The 17,990-nt window shown below is 67.9% G+C and carries 14 protein-coding genes; 11 read left to right on the top strand and 3 right to left on the bottom strand.

Features of this window, described 5'->3' with window-relative positions:
• The first annotated feature begins 16 nt into the window (after positions 1-16).
• The 6 genes from DIE08_RS02985 to DIE08_RS03010 all read left to right on the top strand — a co-directional run bounded on the left by DIE08_RS02985 (position 17) and on the right by DIE08_RS03010 (position 5,382).
• Positions 17-679 carry a response regulator gene (locus DIE08_RS02985; protein ID WP_124900970.1) on the top strand — a complete coding sequence of 221 codons (663 nt, stop codon included), beginning with the start codon at positions 17-19 and terminating at the stop codon, positions 677-679.
• A 3-nt stretch (positions 680-682) separates the two neighbouring features.
• Positions 683-2,029, top strand: coding sequence for an ATP-binding protein (locus tag DIE08_RS02990; RefSeq protein ID WP_124621410.1), 1,347 nt, complete (start codon positions 683-685; stop codon positions 2,027-2,029).
• A 100-nt stretch (positions 2,030-2,129) separates the two neighbouring features.
• On the top strand, positions 2,130-3,614 hold the full coding sequence (locus DIE08_RS02995; protein WP_124621412.1) for a DegQ family serine endoprotease: 1,485 nt from the start codon (positions 2,130-2,132) through the stop codon (positions 3,612-3,614).
• A gap of 93 nt (positions 3,615-3,707) precedes the next feature.
• The gene (locus tag DIE08_RS03000) at positions 3,708-4,145 is read left to right on the top strand and encodes a carboxypeptidase-like regulatory domain-containing protein (RefSeq protein WP_124900971.1); all 438 of its coding nucleotides are present in this window, start codon (positions 3,708-3,710) and stop codon (positions 4,143-4,145) included.
• Between the two features lie 138 nt (positions 4,146-4,283).
• Positions 4,284-4,643, top strand: coding sequence for a DUF427 domain-containing protein (locus tag DIE08_RS03005; RefSeq protein ID WP_124900972.1), 360 nt, complete (start codon positions 4,284-4,286; stop codon positions 4,641-4,643).
• Positions 4,644-4,671: 28 nt separating this feature from the next.
• Positions 4,672-5,382: a CoxG family protein gene (locus tag DIE08_RS03010; RefSeq protein ID WP_124900973.1), complete on the top strand. Its 711-nt coding sequence runs from the start codon at positions 4,672-4,674 to the stop codon at positions 5,380-5,382.
• Between the two features lie 53 nt (positions 5,383-5,435).
• Here DIE08_RS03010 and DIE08_RS03015 read toward each other — a convergent pair whose 3' ends face one another.
• Positions 5,436-6,437 (bottom strand): helix-turn-helix domain-containing protein, encoded by a 1,002-nt coding sequence (locus tag DIE08_RS03015; protein WP_124621418.1) that lies wholly within the window; start codon positions 6,435-6,437, stop codon positions 5,436-5,438.
• A gap of 152 nt (positions 6,438-6,589) precedes the next feature.
• Here DIE08_RS03015 and DIE08_RS03020 point away from each other — a divergent pair, with 152 nt between their 5' ends.
• The gene (locus DIE08_RS03020) at positions 6,590-7,243 is read left to right on the top strand and encodes a cysteine hydrolase family protein (RefSeq protein ID WP_124900974.1); all 654 of its coding nucleotides are present in this window, start codon (positions 6,590-6,592) and stop codon (positions 7,241-7,243) included.
• A 118-nt stretch (positions 7,244-7,361) separates the two neighbouring features.
• On the opposite strand, the gene DIE08_RS03025 is transcribed toward DIE08_RS03020, so the two are convergent.
• Positions 7,362-8,003, bottom strand: a complete 642-nt coding sequence (locus DIE08_RS03025; protein WP_059607945.1) for a TetR family transcriptional regulator — start codon at positions 8,001-8,003, stop codon at positions 7,362-7,364.
• Positions 8,004-8,401: 398 nt separating this feature from the next.
• Between DIE08_RS03025 and DIE08_RS03030 the strand changes: the two genes are divergently transcribed.
• Genes DIE08_RS03030 through DIE08_RS03040 form a run of 3 tightly spaced genes read left to right on the top strand, consistent with a single transcriptional unit; the run spans position 8,402 to position 14,418 of the window.
• Positions 8,402-9,679 (top strand): efflux RND transporter periplasmic adaptor subunit, encoded by a 1,278-nt coding sequence (locus tag DIE08_RS03030; RefSeq protein ID WP_124621422.1) that lies wholly within the window; start codon positions 8,402-8,404, stop codon positions 9,677-9,679.
• 15 nt (positions 9,680-9,694) lie between these two features.
• A complete protein-coding gene (gene bpeB, locus DIE08_RS03035; RefSeq protein WP_124621424.1) occupies positions 9,695-12,895 on the top strand; it encodes an efflux RND transporter permease BpeB in 3,201 nt (1,066 codons plus the stop codon).
• A complete protein-coding gene (locus tag DIE08_RS03040; RefSeq protein ID WP_059607948.1) occupies positions 12,895-14,418 on the top strand; it encodes an efflux transporter outer membrane subunit in 1,524 nt (507 codons plus the stop codon). Before bpeB ends, DIE08_RS03040 begins: the two co-directional genes overlap by 1 nt.
• Before the next feature lie 264 nt (positions 14,419-14,682).
• Here the strand turns inward: DIE08_RS03040 and DIE08_RS03045 are convergent, their stop codons facing one another.
• Positions 14,683-16,059, bottom strand: coding sequence for a nucleobase:cation symporter-2 family protein (locus DIE08_RS03045; protein ID WP_185633702.1), 1,377 nt, complete (start codon positions 16,057-16,059; stop codon positions 14,683-14,685).
• 449 nt (positions 16,060-16,508) lie between these two features.
• Between DIE08_RS03045 and DIE08_RS03050 the strand changes: the two genes are divergently transcribed.
• On the top strand, positions 16,509-17,945 hold the full coding sequence (locus DIE08_RS03050; RefSeq protein ID WP_124900976.1) for a xylulokinase: 1,437 nt from the start codon (positions 16,509-16,511) through the stop codon (positions 17,943-17,945).
• Positions 17,946-17,990 lie beyond the last annotated feature (45 nt).

The following is a 17,990-nucleotide window of genomic DNA, read 5'->3' on the forward strand; positions in this document are numbered from 1 at the left end:
ATGGGTTCCAGCTCCGATGCGGATTCTGCTTGTTGAAGACGATCGAATGATTGCCGAGGGCGTACGCAAGGCGTTGCGCGCCGACGGCTTCGCAGTCGACTGGGTGCAGGACGGCGACGCCGCGCTCACGGCGCTCGGCGGCGAGACGTACGACCTGCTGCTGCTCGACCTCGGCCTGCCGAAGCGCGACGGCATCGACGTGCTGCGCACGCTGCGCGCGCGCGGGCTGTCGCTGCCGGTGCTGATCGTCACCGCGCGCGATGCGGTGGCCGATCGCGTGAAGGGGCTCGACGCGGGCGCCGACGACTACCTCGTCAAGCCGTTCGACCTCGACGAACTGGGCGCGCGGATGCGCGCGCTGATCCGCCGCCACGCGGGGCGCAGCGAGTCGCTGATCCGTCACGGCGCGCTGACGCTCGATCCCGCGGCGCACCAGGTGACGCTCGACGGCGCGCCCGTCGCGCTGTCCGCGCGCGAGTTCGCGCTGCTCGAGGCGCTGCTCGCGCGGCCCGGTGCGGTGCTGTCGAAGAGTCAGCTCGAGGAAAAGATGTACGGCTGGGGCGAGGAGATCGGCAGCAACACGGTCGAGGTCTACATCCACGCGCTGCGCAAGAAGCTCGGCTCGGACCTGATCCGCAACGTGCGCGGGCTCGGCTACATGGTCGTCAAGGAAAGCTGACGCGTGAGGTCGATTCGTCATCAATTGCTGATCTGGCTGCTCGCGATCGTCGTCGCGGGCGTGGGCGCCGCGGGCTGGCTCATCTACCGGCAGGCGCTCGCCGAGGCGAACGAATTGTTCGACTACCAGCTGCAGGAAATCGCCGCGGCGCTGCCGTCCGAGCCGTTCTCGCAGGTGTTCGGTTCGCGCACCAACGGCGACGAAGGCATCGTGATCCAGATCTGGAACCGCAACGGCGTGCTGATGTACTTCTCGCATCCGCGTGCGCCGATCGCGCCGCGCGCGGAGCTCGGCTTCTCGACCGAGCGCACCGATCGCGGCGAATGGCGCGTGTACGGCGCGATCGTCGGCGACAACGTCGTGCAGCTCGCGCAGCCGCTGTCGGTGCGCAACCGGCTCGCGGCGAACGTGGCGCTGCGCACGCTGTGGCCGCTGATCGTGCTGCTGCCGTTCCTCGGCGCGGCGGTCTGGGTGATCGTCGGGCGCGGGCTCGCGCCGCTCGGCCGCGTGACGCGCGCGGTCGAGACGCGCCGGCCCGAAGCGCTCGATCCGCTACCCGATGCGCGCCTGCCGCTCGAGGTGCAGCCGCTCGTGCGTGCGCTGAACGGGCTGCTTGCGCGGCTGTCGGCGGCGCTCGACACGCAGAAGGCCTTCGTCGCCGATGCCGCGCACGAACTGCGCACGCCACTCGCGGCCGTGCAGATCCAGGCGCAGCTCGTCGCGCGCGCGAAGGACGATACGTCGCGCCGCGAGGCGGTCGCCGATCTGCAGGACGGCGTCACGCGCGCGACGCGCCTCGCCGAGCAGTTGCTCGCGCTGGCGCGTGCCGAACCGGACGGCGCCACGATGCGCGAGCCGGTCGACCTGCAGGCGCTGCTCGTCGAATGCGTGGCCGCGCATGCACCGCTCGCGCAACGGCACAGCATCGATCTCGGCTTCGAGGAGAGCTGCGCGGCGACCGTCGTCGCGGATGTCGGCGCGCTGCGCGTGATGTTCGGCAACCTGCTCGACAACGCGGTGAAGTACACGCCGGACGGCGGCCGCATCGACGTGTCGCTGACCCGCGACGCGGCCGGCCGCGTATGCGTGCAGATCGGCGACAGCGGCCCCGGCATCCCGGCAGACGAGCGCGAGCGCGTGTTCGACCGCTTCTACCGGGACAGCTCCGCGCGGGCGCGCGCCGACGTGTCGGGCAGCGGGCTCGGGCTGGCGATCGTCAAGCGCGTCGCGGCGCAGCAGGGCGCGACGGTGACGCTCGGCGACGCGGCCGCGGGCGGCCTGCTCGTGAGCGTCGTGTTCCGAGACGCCGAGATGCCGGCGCAGGCGCCGCAGGTGTCCGAATCCGTATGACGAACCACGCGGGTGGCGGCCTAAGCCCCGTTTAAGGTCGATTAAGCCTCCTTTAAGTCAGGGTCGTTACGCTGCGTCCTAACAACGAGGAGGTCCTACGATGAACACCCGATTCCTTGCGCGCGGCGCCGTCGCGGTCGCCGTGGCGGCTGCCCTGTCTGCCGGCTATGTCGCAGGCACCCGCCGCGCCGATCCGCAGATCATCACGCCCGCGCAGGCCGCCGCGCTCATGCCGGCCGAGGCCGCGGCGAAGACCGGCATTCCCGATTTCTCCGGGCTGGTCGAAACTTACGGCCCGGCCGTCGTGAACATCAGCGCGAAGCACGTCGTGAAGCAGGTGTCGCGGCGTGTGCCACAGCCGCAGCTGCCGATCGATCCGAGCGATCCGTTCTACCAGTTCTTCAAGCACTTCTACGGCCAGGTGCCGGGCATGGGCGGCGACACGCAGCCGGACGACCAGCCGAGCGCGAGCCTCGGTTCGGGATTCATCGTCAGCGCGGACGGGTACATCCTCACCAACGCGCACGTGATCGACGGCGCGAACGTCGTCACGGTCAAGCTGACCGACAAGCGCGAGTACAAGGCGAAGGTCGTCGGCGCCGACAAGCAATCCGACGTCGCGGTGCTGAAGATCGACGCGAGCGGCCTGCCGACCGTGAAGATCGGCGACCCGGCGCAGAGCAAGGTCGGCCAGTGGGTCGTCGCGATCGGTTCGCCGTACGGCTTCGACAACACGGTCACGTCCGGCATCATCAGCGCGAAATCGCGCTCGCTGCCCGACGAGAACTACACGCCGTTCATCCAGACCGACGTGCCGGTGAACCCCGGCAACTCGGGCGGCCCGCTGTTCAACCTGCAGGGCGAGGTGATCGGCATCAACTCGATGATCTACTCGCAGACGGGCGGCTTCCAGGGCCTGTCGTTCGCGATTCCGATCAACGAGGCGATCAAGGTCAAGGACGAGCTCGTGAAGACGGGGCACGTGAGCCGGGGCCGCCTCGGGGTCGCCGTGCAGGGGCTGAACCAGACGCTCGCGAGCTCGTTCGGACTGCAGAAGCCGGACGGCGCGCTCGTCAGTTCGGTCGACCCGAACGGCCCGGCCGCGAAGGCGGGCTTGCAGCCGGGCGACGTGATCCTCGCGGTCAACGGCTCGCCGGTCGCCGACTCCACGTCGCTGCCCGCGCAGATCGCGAACCTGAAGCCGGGCTCGAAGGCCGATCTGCAGGTGTGGCGTGACAAGTCGAGGAAGTCGATCAGCGTGACGCTCGGCGCGATGACCGATGCGAAGCTGGCCTCGAACGACGGCGGCCCCGTCGAGCAGGGGCGCCTCGGCGTCGCGGTGCGTCCGCTCACGCCGCAGGAGCGCAGCGCAACCAGCTTGTCGCACGGGCTGATCGTGCAGCAGGCCGGCGGCCCGGCGGCCAGCGCGGGCATCCAGCCCGGCGACGTGATCCTCGCGGTGAACGGCCGCCCGGTCACGAGCCCCGAGCAGTTGCGCGACGCGGTCAAGGGAGCGGGCAACAGTCTTGCTCTCCTGATCCAGCGCGATAATGCACAGATCTTCGTGCCGGTCGACCTGAGCTGACCGGCGGCCGCTGCGGGCCGGCCTCGCCGGCCTTGGCGGGCGCCGCCGGCGTTCGGCCCGTGGTGCTGTGTTCCGACCCGAAAGGAGGGAGCCATGCAATATCTACGCAACGTGTCCCGATTTGCCGCCGCCGCGGCGCTGGCCGCCGGCTGCGCCGTCGCCGCGTCCGGCGCGTACGCACAATCGGACGGCTTGCCCGCGGCGAGCCAGCAGGGCGATGTCAGCTACGTGTCAGGCGGCATCGGCAAGGATCAATCGACGGCATTCGAGCAGAACGAGGCGGCGTGGCCGCTCGCACTGCGCTTCACCGGCAAGGGCGGCGAATACCTGGCCGACGTCCATGTGCGGATCGTCGACAGCAAGGGCACCGAGCTGCTGACGACGGATGCGCGCGGGCCGTACATGCTCGTCAAGCTGCCGCCTGGGCGCTACACCGTGCATGCGGCGTACCAGGGCAGCGACGAATCGCGCGCGGTCACGGTCGGTGCGAAGGGCGGGGCGAAGGCCGCGTTCCAGTGGAGTGCGCAGTAGCGCATCGCGCGCGGGCGCGGTCAGGCCGCGCAATCGGAGGCGGTTTCGCCCATAATGAGAGCCACGGCACCTGTGCCGTGGCTTTTTCGTTTCCTGCGCCCGGCTTGCCCGCCGGGGCCGCCGTCCGGAGGAGAAACGATGTCCGATGCTGCCGACCCTCGCCTGGAAATCGTACCGAACCGCCATCGCGTGCGCGTGATCCATCGCGGCATCACGTATGCCGATTCACACGGCGCGCTGACCGTGCGCGAAACGGGCCTGCCGGACATCCATTACCTGCCGCGCGGCGACGTCAACATGCACAGGCTCGTGATGTCGAGCGTCACGACGGATTGTCCGCTGAGGGGCCGTGCCGTGTATTTCAACCTGCAGACGGAAGACGGCGTGATCGAGAACGCCGCATGGAGTTACGAGGAACCGGGGGAGACCGCGTCCGCGCTTGCGCACTACGTCGCCTTCGATGTCGCGCGGGTCGACAGTCTCATCGAGACGTCCTGATGCGGCGCGTGTTCATCGGGGAGGCATCATGGAACTGAACGACACGTTGCGCGTACCGCTCGCGCCGACCGTCGTGCGGGAGGCACTCGAGGATCTCGCGTTGCTGCGGGCGAGCTTCGACCATTGCGAATCGTTCGTGAAGCACGCGCACGGCGAGTTCGCGCTGACCATCACGGTGCCGCTCGGCCCGCTGCGTGCCCGCTACGACGTGCGTGCGCATCTGGCGAGCGAGCAGGGCGACGCGGAAGGCCAGCCGCGCCGCGTGCTCAACTTCAAGGCGCGGGCCGACGGCCTCGGCGCGGTGCGCGGGCAGGTCGAGCTGGTGCTGCGGCCGGACGATGACGACGCGGCCGCGACCCGTATCGAATACGTGGTGTGGGCGACGGCGAGCGGCCCGCTTGCCGAACTGCCGGCGCGGCAGATCGAGAATGCGCTGTTCGCGTGGACCGACGATTTCTTCCGCGAATTCTGCGCGGTCGTGCAGGCGAAGCACGGTCTCGTGCCGAACCGCGCGCGTTCGCGCCCGCAGCGTCGCCAGCATGTGTTCCTGCGGCCCGCGTCGCTGATGGCCGCGGCGAAGCGTCCGCTGCCGCCGCACCTTGGCGGCGCGCTGAGCGGCCGCGTCGCGAGCGCCGTGCATCATCGCGAATCCGGCCCGCTGCCCGTCTGGGCGTGGGCGGCGATCGTCGTGTTCGTCGCGCTGCTGCTGTATGCGGCGCGCTGGATCAACGGCGTCTGAGCGGCCGGCGTGCCACCGCGTTACCCGGCCGGACGCCGGCGGCGCGGCGGCCATTAGCGCCGCGCATCGGGCCCGGCGCCGCGAAATTCCCTCCGATAGGCCGATGGCGACGTGCCGAGCGAGCCCGCGAAATGCTGGCGCAGCGATACGCTCGAGCCGTAGCCGGCCGCCTGTGCGATCGCGTCGATCGATTGTCCCGTGGTTTCCAGCAGATGCTGCGCGCGCGTGAGCCGCTCGGCCTGCAGCCACGCGGTGACGGTCGTGCCCGTCGCCTGGCGGAAGTGGCGCGTGAACGTGCGCCGGCTCATCAGCACGCGTTCGGCGAGCGAATCCACACTGTGCGCGATGTCCAGATGCGCGCGCACCCAGTCGAGCAGGCCCGCGAGCCGCGCATCGCGCGGGTGCGCGGCAACCGGCTGCGGCACGTATTGCGCCTGCCCGCCCTGGCGGTGCGGCGGGATCACGAGGCGGCGCGCGATCCGGTTCGCGGCGTCCGAGCCGAAGCGCCGCCGCACGACGTGCAGGCAGCAGTCGAGCCCCGCGGCCGTGCCGGCCGACGTCATCAGGTTGCCGTCGTCGACGTACAGCACATCGGGGTCGAGCTTCACGCGTGGAAAGCGCTGCGCGAAGTCGTCGGCCCACGCCCAGTGCGTCGTGGCCGGGCGTCCGTCGAGCAGCCCGGCCGCGGCGAGCACGTACGCGCCGAGGCACAGGCCGACGACCTGCGCGCCGCGCGCGGCGGCCGCGCGCACTGCATCGACCAGCACGTCAGGCGGTGCTTCGTCAGGATCGCGCCATGCCGGCACGATGACGATGTCCGCGTCGTCGAGCGCATCGAGCCCGTACGGCGCGGTGATCGTGAAGCCGCCCGTCGTCGACAGCGGGCCGCGCTCGGCCGAGCACACGCGAAACTCGAACGCGGGCATCGCGGCCGCATCGCGTTCCTTGCCGAACACGACGGACGGCACCGACAGGTGGAACGGGCTGATGCCGTCGTACGCGATCACGGCGACGACGGTCGGGGCAGGGGCAACGGACGACGCGGCGGCGCGCATGACGGGCTCCGGAATGGCGATGGCCCGATTCTATCGAAGAATGGCTATCGGGCCACTGTCCGTCTGCGCGATGCGATCCGACAATGCATCGCATCGCGCTGCTGGCCGCCCCGTTCCGGAGCGGGGCGGCGCTGCCGAAACCGGAGCCTGCCATGTCGAATGCCATATTGCCTTCCGCTTCCCGCCGCGCGCTGATCGTGATCGATGTCCAGAACGAATACGTAACGGGCAACCTGCCGATCGAATATCCGCCCGTCGACGCATCGCTGGCGAACATCGGCCGTGCGATCGACGCCGCGCACGCGGCGGGCGTGCCCGTGATCGTCGTCCAGCACGTCGCGCCGGCGGGTGCGCCGATCTTCGCGCCGGGCACGGACGGCGTCGCGCTGCATCCGGTCGTCGCCGACCGGCCGTATGCGCACCTGATCGTGAAGGCGCAGGCCAGTTCGTTCGCCGGCACCGATCTCGCCGCATGGCTCGACACGCACGGCATCGACACGCTCGCGGTCGCCGGCTACATGACGCACAACTGCAATGCGTCGACCGTCTATCACGCGGCGCACGCGGGGCTCGTCGTCGAGTATCTGGCGGACGCGACCGGCGCGTTGCCGTACGTGAATGGCGCGGGTGCGGCGAGTGCCGAAGAGATTCACCGCGCGTACACGGTGGTGTTTCAGTCGAATTTCGCGGCCGTGATGTCGACCGATGAATGGATCGCGGGACTCGGCGGCGCGGCGATGCCGGCGCGCGATTCGGTGGCCGCGTCGAACCGGCGGGCCCGCGCGCAACGCGCGAAGGCCGCCTGAGCGAATCGGGGAGGGCAGGGGGCGACCGGGCGGAGCGGCGCCGCCGTCTGCGCGTGGCCGGATCGACCGGCCGGTCGCGATGACACGGCCTGCGGCGCGCCGGCGGAGGGGCCGTCGGTCAGTCGCTCGTCTTCAGCATCGCCGGGCTGTAACGCATCATGTCGAAGCAGCCGTCGACGAGCTGTTCCGCATGCTGCTCGGCATCGATCTCGTCGGGCAGCATCAGCATGTCACGCACGAAACCGCTGACGAGCGTGTGCAGCATCAGGGTCGCGCGCCATGTGTCGAGCCGCTCGGGCAGCAGCTTGAGCCGCACGGCGCCCGCGAGATCGGCATCGATCGCGTGCAGCGCCTCGCTCATCCCCGCACGGTTGCGCTGCAGCAGCGGCTCCATGTCCGCGACGTACTCGCACTTCATGAACAGGATGCTGAACACGCGCCGCAACTGCGAGTCGCGCTGTACACCGAGCAGGCACCAGATCAGGATCTTGCGGATTTTCTCCAGCGGATTGCCGCCGGGCGCGTCGAGCGGCATCCGCTTGAGCTCGTCGATCGGCAGGAACACGCGGTCGAACATCGCGTCGAACAGCTCGCTCTTGTTCGCGAAATGCCAGTAGATCGCGCCGCGCGTCACGCCGGCGTGCTGGGCGATGTCGGCGAGCGACGTGTGCGACACGCCCTTCTCGAAGAACACGTGTTCGGCGGCGTCGAGAATGCGGTTGCGCGTCTCGAGCGCCTCCTCCTTGGTGCGTCTGACCATGTGCAGGCCTGAATGGATCGATCGTAGGTGAATATAGGGTCGGCAACCCTCGTCGTCGCTGTGCGGACGGGCTATGCTTGCGACTGGTAATAATTCGTAAGACCTAGCGGTTGGCGACGGGCGAGCGGGCTTTTTACATACATTCGTGAATGTATATACAATACCACCCTACGATCGAATGACCAAAGTGGCAATCAGTTAATATCCCACTCTGCTGATTCCCGCCAAAGTACCAGTCCGCAGTTCGCGGCATCTCGTCGGCATGGAGGTCTCGTGCCGACTTGCTGTATCCAGTAGTCCAGTAATTCAGGTGTTCGATCTGCGCCGCGAGGCGCATCCGTGTTGCGCTCCCGTCGGGTGCTGCACTTATTCCATTGGTTATACACAGAGGTCGCTCCATGCGCGTCGAACGGGTTCCATACCGCTTGATCACTGTCGCGGCAGCCGCGGTTTTTCTGGCTGCATGCGGAAAAAAAGAATCGGCACCGCCGCCGCAAACGCCGGAAGTCGGCGTCGTCACCGTCCAGCCGCAAGCCGTGCCGGTCTTCAGCGAACTGCCGGGCCGTACCAGCGCATTCCTCGTCGCGCAGGTCCGCGCACGGGTCGACGGCATCGTGCTGCGTCGTGAGTTCACCGAAGGCACCGACGTCAAGGCTGGCCAGCGTCTGTACAAGATTGATCCGGCGCCGTACATCGCGGCATTGAACAGCGCGAAGGCGACGCTCGCGAAGGCGCAGGCGAACCTCGTCACGCAGAACGCGCTGGTCGCGCGCTACAAGGTGCTCGTGGCCGCGAACGCGGTCAGCAAGCAGGACTACGACAACGCGGTGGCCACCCAGGGGCAGGCCGCGGCGGACGTCGCGGCCGGCAAGGCGGCGGTCGATACCGCACAGATCAACCTCGGCTACACGGACGTGGTCTCGCCGATCACGGGCCGCGTCGGCATTTCGCAAGTGACGCCGGGCGCCTACGTGCAGGCGAGCCAGGCGACGCTGATGTCGACGGTGCAGCAACTCGACCCCGTGTACGTGGACCTCACGCAATCGAGCCTCGAGGGCCTGAAGCTGCGCCAGGACGTGCAGAGCGGCCGCCTGAAGACGAGCGGCCCGGGCGCGGCGAAGGTGTCGCTGATCCTCGAGGACGGCAAGACGTATTCGGAAGTCGGCAAGCTGCAGTTTTCCGACGTGACGGTCGACCAGGCAACCGGCTCGGTGACGATCCGCGCGGTCTTCCCGAACCCGGGCCGCGTGCTGCTGCCGGGGATGTTCGTGCGTGCGCGTATCGAGGAAGGCGTGAACGAGAACGCGTTCCTGGTGCCGCAGATCGGCGTCACGCATGACCAGAAGGGCCAGGCGATCGCGATGGTGGTGAACGCGAGCAACAAGGTCGAGCCGCGTACGCTGAAGACGTCGGGCATGCGCGGCCAGGACTGGATCGTCGAAGGCGGTCTGCAGGCGGGCGACCACGTGATCGTGCAGGGCGGCGAGAAGGTGCGTCCGGGCGCGACCGTGAAGTCGGTGGCGGCACAACTCGCCCCGGCGGCCGGTGCCGCATCGGGTGTCGCCGCTGCCACCGCCGCGCCGGCTGCCGCCGGTTCCGGCGCCGCCGCCGCGTCCGGTGCCGCCGCATCGGGCGCCGCGCCGGCGAGTGCCGCCGCTGCTTCGAGCGCGCAATAACAGGGAGCCTGTTTCATGGCAAAGTTTTTTATCGATCGCCCGATCTTCGCGTGGGTGATCGCCATCATCCTGATGCTGGCCGGGGTCGCGGCGATCTTCACGCTGCCGATCTCGCAGTATCCGACGATCGCGCCGCCATCGATCCAGATCACCGCGAACTACCCGGGCGCTTCCGCGAAGACGGTGGAAGACACGGTGACGCAGGTGATCGAGCAGCAGATGAGCGGTCTCGACAACTTCCTGTACATGTCGTCGACCAGTGACGACTCGGGCAACGCGACGATCACGCTGACGTTCGCGCCGGGCACCAACGCCGACATCGCGCAGGTCCAGGTGCAGAACAAGCTGTCGCTCGCGACGCCGGTTCTGCCCCAGGTCGTGCAGCAGCTCGGCCTGTCGGTGACGAAGTCGAGCAGCAGCTTCCTGCTGGTGCTCGCCTTCAACTCCGAAGACGGCAGCATGAACAAGTACGACCTCGCGAACTTCGTGGCGTCGCACGTGAAGGATCCGATCAGCCGGCTGAACGGCGTCGGCACCGTCACGCTGTTCGGCTCGCAGTACGCGATGCGGATCTGGCTCGACCCGACCCGCCTGACGAACTACGGCCTCACGCCGGTCGACGTGAGCTCGGCGATCACCGCGCAGAACGTGCAGATCGCGGGCGGCCAGATCGGCGGCACGCCGGCCAAGCCGGGCACCATGCTGCAGGCGACGATCACCGAATCGACGCTGCTGCAGACGCCCGAGCAGTTCGGCAACATCCTGCTGAAGGTCAACCAGGACGGCTCGCAGGTTCGCCTGAAGGACGTCGCGCAGATCGGCCTCGGCGGCGAAAACTACAACTTCGACACGAAGTACAACGGTCAGCCGACCGCGGCACTCGGTATCCAGCTCGCGACCAACGCGAACGCGCTCGCGACCGCGAAGGCCGTGCGCGCGAAGATCGACGAGCTCGCACCGTTCTTCCCGCACGGCCTCGTCGTGAAGTATCCGTACGACACGACGCCGTTCGTGAAGCTGTCGATCGAGGAAGTGGTCAAGACGCTGCTCGAAGGTATCGTGCTCGTGTTCCTCGTGATGTATCTGTTCCTGCAGAACCTGCGGGCGACGATCATCCCGACGATCGCGGTGCCGGTGGTGCTGCTCGGCACGTTCGCGATCATGTCGCTCGTGGGCTTCTCGATCAACACGCTGTCGATGTTCGGCCTCGTGCTCGCGATCGGCCTGCTGGTGGACGATGCGATCGTGGTGGTCGAAAACGTCGAGCGCGTGATGGCGGAAGAGGGCCTGTCACCGAAGGAGGCGACCCGCAAGGCGATGGGCCAGATCACCGGCGCACTCGTCGGCGTGGCGCTGGTGCTGTCGGCGGTGTTCGTGCCGGTCGCGTTCTCCGGCGGTTCGGTCGGCGCGATCTATCGTCAGTTCTCGCTGACGATCGTGTCGGCGATGGTGCTGTCGGTGCTGGTCGCGTTGATTCTGACGCCCGCACTGTGCGCGACGATCCTGAAGCCGATCCCGCAAGGGCATCACGAAGAGAAGAAGGGCTTCTTCGGCTGGTTCAACCGCACGTTCAACAACAGCCGCGACAAGTACCACGTCGGCGTGCACCACGTGATCAAGCGTTCGGGCCGCTGGCTCATCATCTACCTGGTCGTGATCGTCGCGGTCGGCCTGCTGTTCGTGCGCCTGCCGAAGTCGTTCCTGCCGGATGAAGACCAGGGCCTGATGTTCGTGATCGTGCAGACGCCGTCGGGCTCGACGCAGGAAACGACCGCGAAGACGCTCGCGAACATTTCCGACTACCTGCTGAAGGACGAGAAGGAAATCGTCGAATCGGCGTTCACGGTCAACGGCTTCAGCTTCGCGGGTCGCGGCCAGAACTCGGGTCTCGTGTTCGTGCGACTGAAGGACTACTCGCAGCGTCAGCATGCGAACCAGAAGGTGCAGGCGCTGATCGGCCGGATGTTCGGGCGCTACGCGGGCTACAAGGACGCGATCGTGATCCCGTTCAACCCGCCGTCGATTCCCGAACTCGGCACGGCCGCGGGCTTCGACTTCGAGCTGACGGACAACGCCGGTCTCGGCCACGACGCGCTGATGGCCGCGCGTAACCAGCTGCTCGGGATGGCCTCGAAGGATCCGACGCTGCAGGGCGTGCGCCCGAACGGCCTGAACGACACGCCGCAGTACAAGGTCGACATCGACCGCGAGAAGGCGAATGCGCTCGGCGTGACGGCGGATGCGATCGACCAGACGTTCTCGATCGCGTGGGCATCGAAGTACGTGAACAACTTCCTCGACACCGACGGCCGGATCAAGAAGGTGTACGTGCAGGCCGACGCGCCGTTCCGGATGACGCCGGAGGACATGAACATCTGGTACGTGCGCAACGGGTCGGGCGGGATGGTGCCGTTCAGCGCGTTCGCGACCGGTCACTGGACGTACGGTTCGCCGAAGCTCGAGCGCTACAACGGCGTGTCGGCGATGGAAATCCAGGGTCAGGCCGCGCCGGGCAAGTCGACCGGCCAGGCGATGACCGCGATGGAAGGGCTCGCGAAGAAGCTGCCGGTCGGTATCGGCTATTCGTGGACCGGTCTGTCGTTCCAGGAAATCCAGTCGGGTTCGCAGGCGCCGATTCTGTACGCAATCTCGATCCTCGTCGTGTTCCTGTGTCTCGCGGCGCTGTATGAAAGTTGGTCGATCCCGTTCTCGGTGATCATGGTGGTGCCGCTCGGCGTGATCGGTGCACTGCTCGCGGCGACGATGCGCGGCCTCGAGAACGACGTGTTCTTCCAGGTCGGCCTGCTGACCACCGTGGGCTTGTCCGCGAAGAACGCGATTCTGATCGTGGAATTCGCGCGCGAACTGCAGATGACGGAGAAGATGGGGCCGATCGAGGCCGCGCTGGAAGCAGCGCGCCTGCGGCTGCGTCCGATCCTGATGACGTCGCTCGCGTTCATTCTCGGCGTGATGCCGCTCGCGATCAGCAACGGCGCGGGTTCGGCGAGCCAGCACGCGATCGGCACGGGCGTGATCGGCGGGATGATCACGGCGACGTTCCTCGCGATCTTCATGATCCCGATGTTCTTCGTGAAGATCCGCGCGATCTTCAGCGGCGAGAAGGAAGACGTCGACCAGGCGCTGCGCCTCGCTCAGGAGCACTCGCACCACGAAGAGAAGCCGGGCAACGGCGACGAAGGCAACAAGGGACAGTGATGATGCAAAAACACGCTTTGACTGCAATCGCGGTCGCGCTCTTTGCCACGGGCTGCACGATGGCGCCGCATTACAAGCGGCCCGACGCGCCCGTCGCACAGGCGTACCCGGCCGGCGGCGTCTATGCGACGCAGCCGGGCGCTGCCGGCGCGCGCAGCGCGAACGGCCAGGCGGCGACCGCCATCGGCTGGCGCGAATTCTTCGTCGATCCGCGCCTGCAGCGGCTGATCGAGATCGCGCTGAAGAACAACCGCGACCTGCGCGTGTCGGTGCTGAACATCGAGGCGGCGCGCGCGCAGTACCAGATCACGCGCGCGGGCCTGTTCCCGACGCTCGACGGCACGGGCACGGGCAGCATCCAGCGCGTGCCGCAGGGCCTGTCGCAGACGGGTGCGCCGTATATCTCGCGCGCCTACAACGTCGGCGTTTCGGCGTCGTGGGAACTCGACCTGTTCGGCCGCGTGCAGAGCCTGAAGGACCAGGCGCTCGCGCAGTACCTGTCGACGTCGTATGCGCGGCAGGCTGCCGAGATCTCGCTCGTGTCGCAGGTCGCGGACCAGTACCTGACGCTGCTGTCCACCGATGACCTGTTGCAGGTCACGGAGAACACGCTGAAGACGGCACAGGCGTCGTACGACCTGACGAAGCTGCAGTTCGACAACGGCACGGGCTCCGAGCTCGAGCTGCGTCAGGCGCAGACGGTCGTCGAGACGGCGCTCGCGAACCAGCAGGCGCAGGCGCGTGCGCGTGCGCAGGCGCTGAACGCGCTGGTGCTGCTGATCGGCGAGCCGCTGCCGGACGATCTGCCGGCGGGCATGCCACTCGATGCGCAGAACCTGCTGACGGACGTGCCGGCCGGTCTGCCGTCCGACCTGCTGACGCGTCGTCCTGACGTGATGCAGGCCGAGCAGACGCTCCTGGCCGCGAACGCGAACATCGGCGCGGCACGCGCGGCGTTCTTCCCGCGTATCTCGCTGACGGGCGCGTTCGGCACCGGCAGCCCGACGCTCGGCGGCCTGTTCAAGGCAGGCACGGCGGCGTGGTCGTTCGCGCCGCAGATCACGATGCCGATCTTCGAAGGCGGGCAGAACATCGCGAACCTGAACCTCGCGAACGTGCAGAAGCGTATCGAGATCGCCAACTACGAGAAGGCGATCCAGTCGGCGTTCCGCGAAGTGTCGGACGGGCTGGCTGCACGCGGCACGTACGATCAGCAGATCGCCGCGCTCGAGCGAAACGAGCACGCGCAGCAGCGTCGCTTCGACCTGTCGGACCTGCGCTACAAGAATGGCGTCGACAGCTACCTGTCGGTGCTGACTGCGCAGACCGACCTGTACTCGGCGCAGCAGTCGCTGATCAGCGCGCGTCTGGCACGCTGGACGAACCTGGTCACGCTTTACCGCGCATTGGGCGGCGGCTGGATCCAGCGCGCCGGCGAGACGCCGCGCGCACCGGACGAAACGGTCGACTACGACAAGGCGGCCGCACCGGCGCCCGCGTCGGCAGCGGCGACGAACGGGTAAGCACGAAGGCGGGCAGGGGCGGGCGACCGCGCCGGTTCGCCGAGGTCGCGGTTCCCGGAATGCGACAACGCCACGGACGAAAGTCCGTGGCGTTTTTTTGCGGCCAGTTTGGTTTGCAGCGACCGCGGATCGTCATCACCGGCACCGCCGGCACCACCGCTGTCGTCGCCCAACCACTCGCCACAAAGCAAAACGCCACGGCAAGCCGTGGCGTTTTTCCTCTACCGTATCGCGCCATGTTCCGGCGCATCCCGGGCGGATCGATCAGTGATGCACGTCGGCCGGGCGTCCGTCGAAGTCGTGCCCTGCGCGGCGAATCTCGCAACGTGCGTCCTTCTCTGCCTTCACGCCGTTGAACACGATGTTCAGGATCACGGCGGTGGCGGACGCGAGCAGGATGCCGCTGTGCAGGATCGGCGCGAGCGCGGGCGGCAGCTTCGAGAAGAAGTGCGGCGACACGACCGGCACGAGGCCCATCCCGACGCTGACGGCGACGATGAACAGGTTGTGCGAGTTGTCGACGAAGTCGACCTTCGACAGCACCTTGATGCCGTTCGCGGCCACCATCCCGAACATCACGATGCCCGCGCCGCCGAGCACGAACGGCGGCACCGATGCGACGACCTGCGCCATCTTCGGGAACAGGCCGAGCAGCACCAGGATCACGCCGCCCGTCGCGCAGACGAACCGGCTCTTCACGCCCGTCACGCCGATCAGGCCGACGTTCTGCGAGAACGACGTATGCGGAAACGAGTTGAAGATGCCGCCGATCAGCGTGCCGAGGCCGTCGACGCGCAGGCCGCGCACGAGACGCTCCTGGTTGACCGGGCGATCGACCATGTCGCCGACCGCGAGGAACATGCCGGTCGATTCGATGAACGTGACGAACATCACCGTGACCATCGTCGCGATCGACAGCGGGTCGAAGTGCGGCAGGCCGAAGTGGAACGGCATCACGAAACCAACCCACGGTGCGTGCGCGACGCCGTCGGTATTCACGCGACCGATCGCGAATGCGATCACGAAGCCGGCGACGATGCCGAGCAGCACCGAGATGTTCGCGATGAAGCCGCGGCCGAACTTGTTGATCAGCAGGATCAGCGTGAGCACGAGCAGCGACAGGCCGAGGTAGACGGGGCTGCCGTATTCGGGGTTGCCGACGCCGCCCGCTGCCCAGTTGATCCCGACTTCCATCAGCGACAGCCCGATCACCGCGATCACGGTGCCGACGACGACCGGCGGAAAGAACCGCAACAGCTTGCCGATCATCGGCGCGAGCACGATGCCGATGATGCCGGCCGCGATGGTCGAGCCGAAGACGTCGAGAATGCCGAGGCCGGGGTTGGTGCCGATCGCGATCATCGGGCCGACGGCCGCGAACGTGCAGCCCATGATGACGGGCAGGCGGATCCCGAAGATCCACAGGCCGAGCGTCTGGATCAGCGTGGCGATACCGCACGAAAACAGATCGGCGCTGATCAGGAACGCGATCTGGTCTTTCGGCAGCTTCAGCGCGCCGCCGACGATAAGCGGCACGGCTACGGCGCCGGCGTACATGACGAGGACGTGCTGCAGACCAAGCGTTACAAGCTTGCCGGTCGGCAGCACCTCATCGCACGGATGGACCGTGTTCGATTGCATCTGTCTCACTCCATGATCTTGTTTTCGGGGTGATACGAAGTTATGCGGAATGGAACATTGCAACAAGAGCACTGCGTTCTATTCCGTTCTTTGCTGGTTCGATATGCCATTTCGGCATGAAACAGGGTGTCGATCATCGGGAAACTGCCGCTGGAGTGAGGTTCCCCGGTTTTATAGCCCTTCAAAATAGTGCATGCCGCCATGTCAAATATCGGCGGCTTTATGGTGTGTATCGCGACCGTGGCATAGTGGAAAAAACGACCGGTGGAAAATCGCGCCGGGTTAACCCGCTGGCGGCAGTTCTGGCGCGTAACGCGTGGCCGGGTGAAACCGATGGTGCGCGGCTGCGTTTTCACGTCGCCAGGGTGTCAAAAGCGCCGAGCAAGTCGGGCCGCATGTCGCGATCCCGCTATCATCGATATCCGTTCACTCGAATACGCCAACCCGTCATGCGCCTGCTCGGAATCGACCTCGGTACCGGCTCCGTCAAACTCGTCACGCTCGATGCCGATGGCGTCGAGCGCGCGGTTGCGAGCCAACCCTATGCATTGTCGTCGCCGCAGCCGGGCTGGGCCGAAATTGCCCCCGACGTGTGGTGGCAGGCGCTCGTGCGCGCCGCTGCGCGGCTGCCGGCCGGTGAGCGCGCGCAGGTCGCGGCGATCGGCTTCTCCGGCCAGATGCATGGCGTCGTGCTGATCGACGCGGCCGGGCAGCCGGTGCGGCCCGCGCTGTTGTGGCCCGATACGCGCGCGGTGCGCGAAGCGGACGCGGCCGACTGGCCGGACGCGCCGAATCCCGTCGCGCCCGGCATGGCGGGCCCCCTGTTGCGCTGGCTGGCCGCACACGAACCGCACGTGTTGCGGGACGCACGCTGGGCCGTGCAGCCGAAGGACTGGCTGCGCGTCGCGCTGGGCGGCGAGATCGCGGCCGATCCGAGCGATGCATGCGCGACGGCGCTCGCGACGCCGGACGGCGCGTGGGATACGGCGCTGATCGACGCGCTGGGCTTGCCCGTCGACCGGTTCGCACCCGAGCGGGCGTCGGGTGCGCGCTGCGGTGTGCTCGATGCGACGGCGGCGGCGGCACTCGGGCTGCCGGCCGGCGTGCCGCTCGCGACGGGGGCGGCCGATACGGCGTGCGCGGCGCTCGGCAGCGGGCTCGTCGCGGCCGGCGACGCGCTGCTGACCACCGGCAGCGGTGGCCAGATCGTCGTGCTCGCGGACAGGTTGCCGCCCGCACGGCGCGGGCTGCATCGTTATCGCACGGCGGCGGGCGGCGGCTATTACACGATGGCCGCGATGCAGAACGTCGGGCTCGCGCTCGAAGCCGTGCGCGGCTGGCTCGGCTATCCGGGCTGGCCGGATGCGTACGACGACGCGTTCGCCCGGCCGGCGTCGGAGCGGCTCTGCTTCCTGCCGTACCTGACGGGCGAGCGTTCGCCGTGGATGAATCCCGACGCGCGCGGCGGCTGGCTCGGTCTCGGGCTCGGCGACACGCGCGGCGCGATGATGCGCGCCGCGTTCGAGGGCGTCGCATTCGCGTTGCGCGCGGGGCTCGATGCGATTCGCGATGCGAACCGGGTCGATCCGGTGACGACGCTGCGCCTTGCCGGTGGCGGCTCGGTCGATCCGCGCTGGCGTCAGTTGCTCGCGGATGCGCTCGGCGCGTCGCTCGACGCGGTCGATTGCCCGAACGCCGCGACGCGCGGCGCCGCGCTGCTCGCGGGCGTCGCGATCGGACACTGGCGCGAAGACGCGCTGCGCACGCTGGCGCCGACCGCGTCGCCGGTCGCCGCACCGCACGACGATCGCGCGCTGGCCGCACGCCATGCGCGTTTCGTCGATCTGTATGCGCGAACGGATGCGTGGTTCACGACCGGCGTTTAAACTCGGGCACGTGTCCTGTCGCGCCAGCGGTGACGCGTCGCGGCA

Source organism: Burkholderia sp. Bp9004 (assembly GCF_003858025.1).
GTDB classification, from domain to species: Bacteria; Pseudomonadota; Gammaproteobacteria; order Burkholderiales; family Burkholderiaceae; genus Burkholderia; species Burkholderia diffusa.